This window comes from Micromonospora rhizosphaerae (genome assembly GCF_900091465.1).
GTDB lineage: Bacteria > Actinomycetota > Actinomycetes > Mycobacteriales > Micromonosporaceae > Micromonospora > Micromonospora rhizosphaerae.
The window spans coordinates 5310692-5322050 of sequence record NZ_FMHV01000002.1 but is presented as its reverse complement, the minus strand read 5'-3'; the positions used below and the strand labels follow the sequence as shown (position 1 = coordinate 5322050).

General features: G+C 71.6%; 11 protein-coding genes. 10 read left to right on the top strand and 1 reads right to left on the bottom strand.

The window, feature by feature from the left end:
- Positions 1–2 precede the first annotated feature (2 nt).
- The 10 genes from GA0070624_RS25050 to GA0070624_RS25005 all read left to right on the top strand — a co-directional run bounded on the left by GA0070624_RS25050 (position 3) and on the right by GA0070624_RS25005 (position 10318).
- On the top strand, positions 3–1343 hold the full coding sequence (locus tag GA0070624_RS25050; protein WP_091345247.1) for a sensor histidine kinase: 1341 nt from the start codon (positions 3–5) through the stop codon (positions 1341–1343).
- Positions 1340–2005 carry a response regulator gene (locus GA0070624_RS25045; protein ID WP_091345245.1) on the top strand — a complete coding sequence of 222 codons (666 nt, stop codon included), beginning with the start codon at positions 1340–1342 and terminating at the stop codon, positions 2003–2005. Before GA0070624_RS25050 ends, GA0070624_RS25045 begins: the two co-directional genes overlap by 4 nt.
- A gap of 166 nt (positions 2006–2171) precedes the next feature.
- Entirely contained in the window at positions 2172–3044 is an 873-nt protein-coding gene (locus tag GA0070624_RS25040) for an FAD binding domain-containing protein (RefSeq protein WP_091345243.1), read from the top strand.
- A 2-nt stretch (positions 3045–3046) separates the two neighbouring features.
- Entirely contained in the window at positions 3047–3595 is a 549-nt protein-coding gene (locus GA0070624_RS25035) for a (2Fe-2S)-binding protein (RefSeq protein ID WP_091345241.1), read from the top strand.
- Positions 3592–5982: an aerobic carbon-monoxide dehydrogenase large subunit gene (locus GA0070624_RS25030; protein ID WP_091345239.1), complete on the top strand. Its 2391-nt coding sequence runs from the start codon at positions 3592–3594 to the stop codon at positions 5980–5982. The genes GA0070624_RS25035 and GA0070624_RS25030 overlap by 4 nt, the downstream gene beginning before the upstream one ends.
- Positions 5983–5993: 11 nt before the next feature.
- Positions 5994–6860, top strand: a complete 867-nt coding sequence (locus tag GA0070624_RS25025) for an XdhC family protein (protein ID WP_091349747.1) — start codon at positions 5994–5996, stop codon at positions 6858–6860.
- 8 nt (positions 6861–6868) lie between these two features.
- On the top strand, positions 6869–7441 hold the full coding sequence (locus GA0070624_RS25020; RefSeq protein ID WP_245718975.1) for a nucleotidyltransferase family protein: 573 nt from the start codon (positions 6869–6871) through the stop codon (positions 7439–7441).
- Entirely contained in the window at positions 7438–8307 is an 870-nt protein-coding gene (locus GA0070624_RS25015; protein ID WP_091345234.1) for an AAA family ATPase, read from the top strand. Before GA0070624_RS25020 ends, GA0070624_RS25015 begins: the two co-directional genes overlap by 4 nt.
- Positions 8304–9086 (top strand): SRPBCC family protein, encoded by a 783-nt coding sequence (locus tag GA0070624_RS25010; protein ID WP_091345230.1) that lies wholly within the window; start codon positions 8304–8306, stop codon positions 9084–9086. Before GA0070624_RS25015 ends, GA0070624_RS25010 begins: the two co-directional genes overlap by 4 nt.
- A complete protein-coding gene (locus tag GA0070624_RS25005) occupies positions 9083–10318 on the top strand; it encodes a vWA domain-containing protein (protein WP_091345228.1) in 1236 nt (411 codons plus the stop codon). The genes GA0070624_RS25010 and GA0070624_RS25005 overlap by 4 nt, the downstream gene beginning before the upstream one ends.
- Here the strand turns inward: GA0070624_RS25005 and GA0070624_RS25000 are convergent.
- Entirely contained in the window at positions 10243–11199 is a 957-nt protein-coding gene (locus tag GA0070624_RS25000; RefSeq protein WP_091345226.1) for a LysR family transcriptional regulator, read from the bottom strand. The genes GA0070624_RS25005 and GA0070624_RS25000 overlap by 76 nt on opposite strands.
- Positions 11200–11359 lie beyond the last annotated feature (160 nt).

Sequence of the window (11359 nt, the reverse complement as noted above, 5' to 3'; positions counted from 1 at the left end):
GTGTGCCCCGGTTCGTGCCGCGCCACCTCCTGACCGACGCCGCCCTGGCGCTGGTGCTGATCGTGCTGACCGTGGGGCCCGGGCTGGTGATGGGATTCGTGGCCAGAACAAACCCGGATGCCGCGAAGGAGTACGTGGACAAGACAGCTCTCCCCGGGGACCGCCTGTGGTGGGTGTTCGCCGCGCTGATCGTTTTCGGCCTGCTGATCAGACAACAACATCCCCCGCTGGCGTTGGTCCTCACCGGGGCCGGGACGTTCGGCCACCTGTTCAGCGACGCCAAGTTCCAGCTGCTCGATCTGGCGCTTCCGCTGGTGCTGTACACCGTGGCCGCGGTGGCCCGGAACCGGCGGGTCTCGTTCGCCGTGCTGGCGCTGGCCATGCTCCTGACGTACGCGGCGATGGTGGGCGGCCGGATCTATGTCGAACAGCAGGAGTTCGCCGGCAAGCAGGTCGTGCAAGAGCAGGTCGAGGGGGCGTCGGTCAAGAAAGTGGTCAAGACCGCGCCACCACCGGCTCCGGTGTTCTCGGTCGACAGACTGGTCAACGTGGGCCAGGCGGTCATGGAGCTGTGGCTGCTGCTGGTCGCGGCGTTCGCGGTCGGTGACGCGATGCGCAGCCGGCGCGCGCACCTGGCCGCGGTCGAGCAGCGGACCGCCGACCTGGCCCGGGAGGAGCGGCAACGGGCGGCGCTGGCGGTCGCGGCCGAGCGCGCCCGGATCACCCGGGGGCTGCACGACGTGGTGGCGCATGGGATTTCGGTGATGGTGGTGCAGGCGCAGGGCGCGTCCGCCGCGCTGGACCGGCATCCGGACCGTGCCGCCACCGCGCTGCAGCACGTGATCACAACCGGACGGGCCTCGCTGGCCGAGATGCGTCGGCTGCTCGCCGCCGGGCGCACCGATCCGGCCGAGGACGCGCGACTCACCCCGCTGCCGGGCCTCGGCGCGGTGCCCGCGCTGATCGATCAGTTGCGGTCCACCGGAATGCGGATAGAGCTGCACGTCGACGGGGTGCCCGCAGCGGTGCCCGCGACGGTCGATCTGTCCGCGTACCGGATCGTGCAGGAGGCCCTGACGAACACGCTGAAGCACGCGGGCCCGGGCGCCGGCGCGGTGCTGCGGCTGGCAATCGAGCCCGGACGGCTCCGGGTGGAGGTGGTCGACGACGGCACGGGCTTGGCGGACGGGGCGGACGGCCGCGGCAACGGGTTGCGCGGCATCGCCGAACGCGTCGCCATGCTGGGAGGCGAACTGGAAACCGGCCGGGCCGACGGCGGCGGGTTCCGGCTGTGCGCGACGCTGCCGCTGCAGGCGCGCGAGATGACGTCGGTACCGCGATGAGCGTACGGGTGGTGCTGGTCGACGATCAGACGCTGGTGCGCACCGGGTTCCGGCTGGTGCTGGAGGAGACCGGCGACATCGAGGTGGTCGGGGAGGCCGCCGACGGGTCGCAGGCCTTGGACGTGGTGGCCCGCAGCCGGCCCGACGTGGTCCTGATGGACGTGCGGATGCCGGGCCTGGACGGCATCGAGGCCACCCGCCGCATCCGCTTCGGCCCCCACGCGGCCCGCGTGATCATCCTGACCACCTTCGACCTGGACGAGTACGTGCTGGCCGGGCTTCGGGCCGGAGCCAGTGGCTTCCTGCTCAAGGACGCGCTCGCCGCCGATCTGATCTCCGCCGTACGTGTGGTGGCCGCCGGCGAGGCGGTGGCCGCGCCCAGCGTCACCCGCCGCCTCTTCGCGCATTACCTCGGCAAGACCCCGCCCCGGCCGCAGACGAACGCCCGGCTGGCGGCGCTGACCGAGCGCGAGCGCGAGGTGCTGACCCTGGTCGCGCGAGGGTTGTCGAACGCGGAAATCGCGGCGGCGCTCTTCGTCTCCGAGAGCACGGTCAAGACGCACCTCGGCCGGATCCTGGCGAAGCTGGGGCTGCGGGACCGGGTGCAGGCGGTCATTCTCGGCTACGAATGCGGCCTGGTAGAAATCGGCAGCGACCGATAGGCGTAGGGGGGCGCGCCAGGCCGTCAGCCCGTCGACGATGTCCCGCATGGCAGCACCATCCGCGAGCCGCGTCGGCACCGTCACCGCTGACCTAAGCGATTGCTTAGGTCGGCGTTGACTTCGGTACGCGCCGGGGTGAGATTTTGCCGGACTGCGGAGGTGCGACATGCAGGTTCCGGCACCGTTCGAGTACGAGCGAGCTACCACTGTGGATCAGGCCATCGGCTTGTTGGAACGGCTGGGCAGCACGGCGCGACTGGTCGCGGGCGGGCACAGCCTGCTGCCGATGATGAAACTGCGCCTGGCCAACTTCGACTATCTGATCGACATCAACGATCTGCACGCGGAACTGGGCTACATCCGGCCGGGGCCTGACGAGATGCGGATCGGCGCGCTCACCCGGCACCGCGAGCTGCTCGAGTCCGCCGAGCTGGCCGCTGCGTTCCCGATCTTCGCCGACGCCGAGCGGGTGATCGCCGACCCGGTCGTGCGAAACCGGGGCACGTTGGGCGGCTCGCTCTGCCAGGCGGATCCGTCCGAGGACCTGTCCGCGGTCTGCACGACCCTGGACGCGAGCTGTGTGATCCGCGGACCGGGCGGCGCCGAGCGGATTGTGTCGATGGAGGATTTCCACGTCGGGCCGTACGAGACGGCGGTCGGCGACGCTGAGATTCTGGTCGAGATCCGGCTGCCGGTGCGATCGGGCGGCGGCAGCGCGTACGAGAAGGTCGAGCGCCGGGCCGGCGACTGGGCCGTGGTCTCGGCCGGCGCGGCGGTCTGGCTCGACGGCGGCGCGATCGTGGACGCCCGGGTCGGGCTCGCCGCGGTCGGGCCGAACACCACGGGCATCCCGGAGATCTCGGCGGCGCTGCGTGGCTGTGAGCCCACCGAGAGCCTCTTCGAGCAGGCCGGGGCGATCGCGGCGCGCAGCTGCGACCCGGTCACGGACCAGCGCGGCAGCGCGGACTACAAGCGGCATCTGGCTGCCGAGTTGAGCAAACGGGCCCTGCGCCGGGCCGTCGAGCGGGCGAGGAGTTGAGCATGCAGGTCACGATGACGGTCAACGACGTCGAGGTCACTCGGGTGATCGAGGGGCGGCTGCTGCTGGTGCACTTCCTGCGGGACGTGCTCGGCCTGACCGGCACGCACTGGGGCTGCGACACGAGCAACTGCGGCACCTGCGTGGTCTGGCTGGACGGCGAGCCGGTGAAGTCGTGCACGGTACTCGCCGCGATGGCCGGCGGCCACGAGGTGCGCACGGTCGAAGGCCTGGCCAAGGGCGCCGAGCTCGACCCGATCCAGCAGGGCTTCATGCAGTGCCACGGCCTGCAGTGCGGCTTCTGCACGCCCGGGATGATGATGACCACCCGGGCGCTGCTCAACCAGAACCCGGACCCGACAGAGGCAGAGATCCGCGAAGCGATCTCGGGCCAGATCTGCCGGTGTACGGGCTATGCCACCATCGTCCGCTCGGTCCGCTGGGCCGCCGTGCACGAGGCCGCCGCCGCGGCCCGGGTACCCGAGCAGACCCAGCCAGGCGAAGCCGGCGAGAGCACGGACGCCGACCGGGCCGTCGGGAGCGTCGCATGACAACCGTGCACGAGCGCGTGGACACCTTCCACGACAACGACCAGAAGCCGATCGGGCACGGCCGGATGCTGCGCAAGGAGGACCCGCGGTTCGTCCGCGGCCGCGGCCGATACGTCGACGACGTCCAACTGCCCGGCATGCTGCACCTCGCCATTCTCCGGGCGCCGGTCGCGCACGCCCGGATCGTCGGCATCGACACCAGCGCCGCCGAGGCCTCACCAGGGGTCAAGGCGGTCGTGACCGGGGCGATGCTGGCGCAGCAGAACCTGGCCTGGATGCCGACCCTCTCCAACGACGTGCAGGCCGTGCTGGCCACCGACAAGGTGCGCTTCCAGGGCCAGGAGGTGGCGTTCGTCGTCGCCGAGGACCGGTACGCGGCGCGGGACGCACTCGAGCTGATCGACGTCGAGTACGACATCCTCGAGCCGGTCATCGACGCCCGCCGCGCGCTGGAGTCGCACGCCCCAGTGATCCGCGACGACCTCGAGGGCAAGACGAACAACCACTGCTTCGACTGGGAGACCGGCGACGAGGCGGCCACCGCGGCCGTGTTCGCCCGCGCCGACGTGGTGGTCAGCCAGGACATCGTCTATCCCCGGGTGCACCCGGCGCCGATGGAGACGTGCGGGGCGGTCGCCGATTTCGACGCGGTCGAGGGCAAGCTGCGGCTCTGGTCCACCACCCAGGCGCCGCACGCGCACCGCACCCTCTACGCCATCGTGGCGGGCATTCCCGAGCACAAGATTCAGGTGATCTCGCCGGATATCGGCGGTGGGTTCGGCAACAAGGTGCCGATCTATCCCGGGTACGTCTGCGCGATCGTCGCCTCGATCGTCACCGGCAAGCCGGTGAAGTGGATGGAGGACCGCTCGGAAAACCTCATCAGCACCGGCTTCGCCCGGGACTACATCATGCGCGGCCAGATCGCGGCGACCCGGGACGGCCGGATCCTGGCCATCCGCACCGACGTGCTCGCCGACCACGGGGCGTTCAACGGCACCGCCGCGCCGGTGAAGTATCCGGCCGGCTTCTTCGGCGTGTTCACTGGCAGCTACGACATCGAGGCCGCCTACTGCAAGATGACCGCGGTCTACACCAACAAGGCGCCCGGCGGCGTCGCGTACGCTTGCTCCTTCCGGATCACCGAGGCCGTCTACCTGGTCGAGCGGATCGTCGACTGCCTCGCCGACGAGCTGGGCATGGACCCGGCCGAGCTGCGGCTGAAGAACTTCATCAGGCCGGAGCAGTTCCCGTACACGACGAAGACCGGCTGGGTGTACGACTCCGGCAACTACGAGCCCACCATGCGGCAGGCGATGGACCTCGCCGGCTACGCCGAGTTGCGCCGCGAGCAGGAGGAGAAGCGGGGCCGGGGCGAGCTGATGGGCATTGGCATCTCGTTCTTCACGGAGGCTGTCGGCGCCGGGCCCCGCAAGGACATGGACATCCTCGGACTGGGTATGGCGGACGGCTGCGAGTTGCGCGTGCACCCGACCGGCAAGGCCGTGGTGCGGCTCAGCGTGCAGTCCCAGGGCCAGGGGCACGAGACGACCTTCGCGCAGATCGTCGCCGAGGAGATCGGGATCCCGCCGGCCGACATCGACGTGGTGCACGGCGACACCGACAACACGCCGTTCGGCCTCGGCACGTACGGCAGCCGCTCGACGCCCGTGTCGGGCGCGGCGGCGGCGCTGGTCGCCCGCAAGGTCCGCGACAAGGCCCGGATCATCGCCTCAGGCATGCTCGAGGTCTCGGTCGCCGACCTGGAGTGGGAGAAGGGCGCATTCCACGTCAAGGGCGACCCGGGCAAGTCCGTCACGATCCAGGACATCGCGCTGCGAGCGCACGGTGCGGGGGACCTGCCCGAGGGCGTCGAGGGCGGGCTGGAGGCGCAGATCTGCTACAACCCGTCGAACCTGACCTACCCGCACGGCGCGTACATCTGCGTGGTGGACGTCGATCCCGGCACCGCGCAGGTGAAGGTACGGCGGTTCATCGCGGTCGACGACTGCGGCACCCGGATCAACCCGATGATCATCGAGGGGCAGGTGCACGGCGGGCTGACCGATGGGGTCGGCATGGCGCTGATGGAGATGATCGCATTCGACGAGGACGGCAACTGCCTCGGCGCGTCGCTGATGGACTACCTGATCCCGACGGCGCTCGAGGTGCCCGACTGGGAGACCGGCTTCACCGTCACCCCGTCGCCGCACCACCCGATCGGCGCGAAGGGCGTGGGTGAGTCGGCCACGGTCGGCTCGCCGCCGGCGATCGTCAACGCGGTCGTGGACGCCCTCAAACCCTTCGGCGTACGGCATGCCGACATGCCGTTGACGCCGTCGCGGGTCTGGGACGCGATGCGCGGTCAAGCGCGGCCGCCGGTCTGAGGAGGCCCATGATGACGACGATCGCCGACCGCGCCCGCGAGTTGACCGGCTCGCGCGAGCCGTTCGTGCACGCCACTGTGGTCCGCGCGCAGGAGCCGACGTCGGCGCAGCCGGGCGACGCCGCCGTGATCCTGCCGGACGGCTCGATCGAGGGCTTCGTCGGCGGGGTGTGCGCCGAGAGCTCGGTGCGGACGGCCGCGCTCGAGACCTTGCGGGACGGCAACACGCTGCTGCTGCGGGTGCTGCCGGATGGCACGGCCACGTTCCCCGATACGCCGGGGGCGCGGGTGGTGGTCAACCCGTGCCACTCGGGGGGTGCGATCGAGATCTTCCTGCGGCCGATGTTGCCGACCCCCGTGCTGGGGATGGTCGGCAGCACGCCGATCAGCGCCGCGGTGGCGACGCTGGCGGCGTTCCTCGACTTCGAGGTCTCGGCTTCCAGCGATTACGCGGGCGCGACCGCGGTCGTGGTGGCAGGGCTCGGCAAGGGCGAGCAGGACGCGATCCGGGCCGCGCTGGACGCCGGCGTGGGCTTCATCGCGCTGGTCGCCAGCCGCAAGCGCGGCGCGGTCCTGCTCGACGAGTTGAAGCTGACCGACGCCGAACGGGCCCGCATCCACACCCCGGCCGGGCTGGACATCGGGGCGCGTACGCCCCAGGAGATTGCCCTGTCGATCATGGCTGAGGTGGTCCGGGCGGTCAGGGTCGATGGGCTGGCCCCGTCCTCCGGCGGGCCGGTGGCGCGGCCGCACCAGGCCGTCGACCCGGTGTGCGGAATGACCGTGCTGGTCGGACCGGAGACGCCGCACGCGCGGGTCGACGGGCAGGACTACTGGTTCTGCTGCCCCGGCTGCCTCGCGAGCTTCACGGCAGCGTAGCCGTGTTCGTGACCGGCCTGGTGCTCGCCGCAGGTGCGTCCGTGCGCCTCGGCGAGGCCAAGCAGTTGCTGCCGTACCGCGGGCGGACGCTGCTCGACGTGACCCTGGAGCTGGCCCGCTCGTGCGGCTTCGACCAGCTGCTCGTGGCGCTAGGCGGCGCGGCGAACCTGGTCCGCGACCGGGTGGACCTGACCGGGGTCCAGGTCGTCGAAAATCCGGATTTCAGCACCGGATGCGGGTCGTCGATCAGCACGGCGGTGAACGTCGTGGACCCGCGCGCCGACGGGCTCGTCCTGCTCCTCGGCGACCAGCCCGGCGTGCGCGCCGCCGACGTCCGGCGGGTCGCCTCGGCGGCCACCGCGCTGGGCGTTTGTCGGTACTCCGACGGGCTGGGGCATCCGCTCCGGTTCGGCCGCGAGGTCTTCCCCGAGCTGCGCGGCCTGCACGGCGACAAGGCCGTCTGGAAACTGCTGCACTCCGGCCGCTACCCAGTGACCCAGGTGCCCGCCGACGGGCCGGTGCCGATCGACGTGGACACCCGCGCGGATTACGAGCGGTTGCTGGCGGGCGAGGCGCAGTGAAAGATCCGCTGGCCGTCCAGCGCCGCCTCGACGCCGTCGACTACCTGGCCGACGACGGCATGGCGATGGCCCTGTTCCTGGCGCTGAAGCTCGGCAAGCCGCTGCTGCTCGAGGGCGAACCCGGCGTCGGCAAGACCGCGGCTGCCAAGGCCCTGGCCCGGGCGTTGGACACGATGCTGATCCGGCTGCAGTGCTACGAGGGCCTGACCGCCGGCGAGGCGCTCTACGAGTGGAATTACCAGCGACAACTGCTCGCGATCCGGCTTGCCGAGGCGCAGCACGCGAAACTCACCGACGCCGACTTGTTCACTGCCGAGTTCCTCCAGGAACGGCCGATCCTGCGGGCCGTACGCCATCAGGGGCCGGTGCCGCCGGTGCTGCTGATCGACGAGATCGACCGCGCCGACGATGAGTTCGAGGCGCTGCTGTTCGAGTTCCTCGGCGAGGCCGGCATCACGATCCCCGAGCTCGGCACGTTCGCCGCGGCCACGCCGCCGGTCGTCGTGCTCACCTCCAATCGCAGCCGGGACCTGCACGATGCGCTGCGCCGCCGCTGCCTGTACCACTGGATCGACTTCCCGGAGCCGGGCCGGGCCGCCGAGATCGTCCGCCGGGCGGTGCCGGGTGCTGCCGAGCCGCTGATCCGCACGGCAACCGAGTTCATCGGCGGCGTGCGCGACATGGAGTTGGACAAGGCGCCCGGTATGGCCGAGACCATCGACTGGGTCGCCGCGCTGTCCGTGCTCGGCGCCACCGACCTCGCCGCCGGCGACGTCGTTCGGACCATCGGCACCATCGCCAAGACCCCCGACGACCGCGCCGCCGTCGCCGCCGCGCTCGGCATGTACCAGGAGAGTCAGTCATGAAGATCACCAACGAGTTCGCGGTCAACACCCCGATCGAGCGGGCCTGGGCGGTCCTCACCGACCTCGAAGAGATCGCGCCGTGCCTGCCGGGCGCCCAGCTCATCGGCGTGGACGGCGACGTCTACCGGGGCAAGGTGAAGGTCAAGGTCGGGCCGGTCATCTCCGAGTTCGAAGGAACTGCGCAGTTCGTCGAGAAGGACGACGCGCAGTATCGAGGAGTGATCGACGCAAAGGGCCGCGACGCCCGGTCGGCGGGCAACGCGGCCGCACTGGTCGCCGCCCAGCTGCGACCAGATGGCGACCGGACACTGGTCAGCGTGGACACCGACCTGAGAATCTCGGGGAAGCTGGCGCAGTTCGGCAGCGGCATGATCAAGGAGGTGTCAGGCAGGCTGCTCGCTCAGTTCGTCGCCAACCTCGAGGCTACGCTGGCGGCCGAGGAGGCGGGCACCGCGATGCTGGCCCCCGAGCAGAGGGAAACGGCGGCGCCGGCTGCCGAGCCGGTGGGCGCCCAGGCCGTGGCCGCCGCCCGGCCCGAGGCTGAGCCCGTCACGGCCCCAGCCGCCGCGCCCGTCGCGACCACGTCTGGCACTGCGGCCGTCGAGCCCACGCCCATCGAACCATCGGCCACCACCGCCCTCGCCGAGCCCGCTGCCGAAGCTGAGGCGCTTGACCTGCTCAGCATCGCCGGCCCGTCGATAACCAAGCGGCTCGTGCCGGTGCTCGTCGGCCTGGTCGTGGTCAGCGCGGTGATCGCCTGGCGGGTAGCTAGTCGATGAGTTCCGGCGTGCTGCGCGGGATCGACCGAGCCGCGTTCGCCGTGGCTTTCGCCGACCGGCTGCGGCACGCCGGCGTCCCCGCCGGGCTGACCGACGTCAACGACTTCGTCCGGGCGCTGGCCGCCAACCCGGCCATGTCGATGTCCACGCTCTACTGGACCGCCCGGATCAGCCTGGTCCGGCGGCACGCCGATCTCGCTGCGTTCGACCGTGTCTTCGCAGCCGTCTTCGCCGGCGCGCCGCCGCTGCCACTGACCCGGTCTGCGGCCCCGCCGGGTCGCTGCGACGACGTGCACGTCCCGGTGCCCGCGGACACCGACAACGCGGGCCCGGGCGGTGGGCTGCCGTGGGCGACGCTGCCACCGTCCGTCGCCGAGGCGGACGAGTCCGAAGCCGCGATGAGGCTGCCCGAGCGGCGCCCCGCCGCTCTCGCCGGACTCGCCGATCGGCCGTTCGAGGAGCTCGACGGGGCGCAGATCGCCCTGCTCGGCGACGCCCTGCGCGCGGCCGTCGCTGGCTGGCCGACCCGGCGTACCAGGCGGCACGCCGTCAGCCCGGCCGGACGGCGGGTCGCGCTGCGGCTGACCGTCGCCCGGGCCCGCCGCACCGCATGGGAACCCGTCGAGGTGGTCCGCGAGCGGCCGGTGCGGCGACCGCGCCGGGTCGTACTGCTCTGCGACGTCAGCGAGTCGATGCGGGCGCAGGCGACGGCGTACCTGCACCTGATGCGGGCGTTCGCGCTGGTCGCCGACGCCGAGGTGTTCGCGTTCGCGACGACGCTGACCCGGCTCACGGTCGCGCTGCGACACACCTCGCCGGTCGCGGCGGTCGCGCAGGCCAGCGCGGCCGTGACCGACCGGTTCGGCGGCACCCGGATCGCCACGAACCTGCGCGCTCTCCTTGCGTCCCACCACGGTGACGCCGTTCGCGGGGCGGTGGTGGTGATCGGATCGGACGGCTGGGACAGCGACCCGCCCGGCGAACTCGCCGCCATGATGGCCCGGCTGCGTCGCCGTTCGTACCGGATCGTCTGGTTGAATCCGCGGGCCGGCGCCCCCGGCTTCGTCCCTCGGGTGGCGGGCATGGCCGCCGCGCTGCCCTACTGCGACCGGCTGCTGCCGGCCGGGACGTTCCGAGACCTGGTGGACGCCGCCCGTCAGCTCCAGAGCGTCACGTGTACCGCCGGCTTGAAATGGCCCACGCTGACCCCCGCGCCGCGCATCATCGCCTGAATCGCCCGCGGCGTCGACGCGAACCGAGAGAGCTCGGCCGCGGCCGACGGGGCGCCTGGGTTGGTGAGCACCAGCGAATGCCAGACGGCCTCGAACGTCGCGTGCGGCCCAGCCAGCAGCACGAGATGGCCCTTACGGACATCCGGCGCGACGGTGAACGACAGCGCCGGTGCGACGCCCTTGCCGCGCTTCGCCTCCCCCAGCGCGGCCGCGTGGCTTTGGAAGATCTGTTGCCGGTCGTCGGGCACGGCGAGCCGGCGCAGCATCGCCTGGACCGCGCCCAGGCCGGTGGCCGCCGACGGCCCGAGCAGCCAGGTCTGGTCGCGTAACTGCCCTGCCGACGCCCGTACACCGGCCAGCGGATGGTCCGGGCCGACAACGATCACGAGCCGGTAGTTCATCACCGGCTGGCAGGCGATCGCCTTGTCGACGACCGGCGGCTGCGGTCCGATGGCGATGTCCGCGGACCGGGTCAGCAGCAGCGTCTCGAACAAGCCCGGGTCGCGCACGCTCAACTCAACCTCGAGGTCGGCGGCGCGCTTCGCGAACAGCTCGATCAGCCCGGGAGCGGCGAGCTCGGCGAACAAACTGGACGCCGCGACCCGCAGCAGCCGGCGGCCGCGGCCCGCAGCGCTCACCTCGAGCACCGTGCGGTCCTGCAGGCCCAGCAGCTCGGCCGCGCGACTGGCCAGCCGCAGCCCACCCGGGGTGAACGCGAGCCCCGCTGCCGTTCGGGAGAGCAACTGGTCCCCGAACTCCTTGCGCAACTGCGCGATGTGCAGCGAGACGGCCGACTCGGAGACCTCGAGCTGCGCGGCGGCCCGCTTGACGGATCCCAGCCGAACGACGGCGACATATGCGCGCAGCTGCGCCGGGGTCATCGGCCTCGACCCACTTCCCCACCCCGATCGAATGATCCGGAATTCCCTCGCGATGAAGCTCGATCATCCCTGCCCAGCTGCCCCCGCCGCCAGCCCCAGTTCGCCTCGCCGGCTACCGGCAGCTCGTCCGGGCACGGTCACGTTCCGGGGGCCGAGTTGC